1 pseudogene is annotated in these 365 nt (G+C 38.1%); it reads left to right on the plus strand.

Features of this window, described 5'->3' with window-relative positions:
- Positions 1 to 74 precede the first annotated feature (74 nt).
- Positions 75 to 245, plus strand: a pseudogene (locus M3210_RS20230) (IS66 family transposase); the annotation flags it as partial.
- Positions 246 to 365 lie beyond the last annotated feature (120 nt).

The raw sequence follows: 365 nt of genomic DNA on the forward strand, positions 1-365 counted from the left end.
ACGTACCATTCTATAAATCAAGAAAAATGAGAATCCGACTAGTCAATTCGGGTTCTCTTTCGTATAATGAAACTATGAAAAATACAGACACCAAAAATCAGGAATCAATTGAATACTATAAAGAGCGGAACGAAAAGCTTGAAATAGAGAAGGAAGCTTTGGAAGCAAAGCTAAAATGGTATGAGGAGCAATTTCGGTTAAGTCAACAGCGTCGTTTTGGTTCTTCCAGCGAGAAGACCGTAAACCCGTAATCAAACAACGCATACAAAAATGAAGCACCTCTTGCTAAGATAGAAATATCAATTGAAGGAGGTGCTTTTCTATGCCACATGAAGAACTAATCATCGTGCCCGTAACACTCCATC

The organism is Oceanobacillus luteolus, from assembly GCF_023715655.1.
Taxonomy (GTDB): domain Bacteria; phylum Bacillota; class Bacilli; order Bacillales; family Amphibacillaceae; genus Oceanobacillus; species Oceanobacillus luteolus.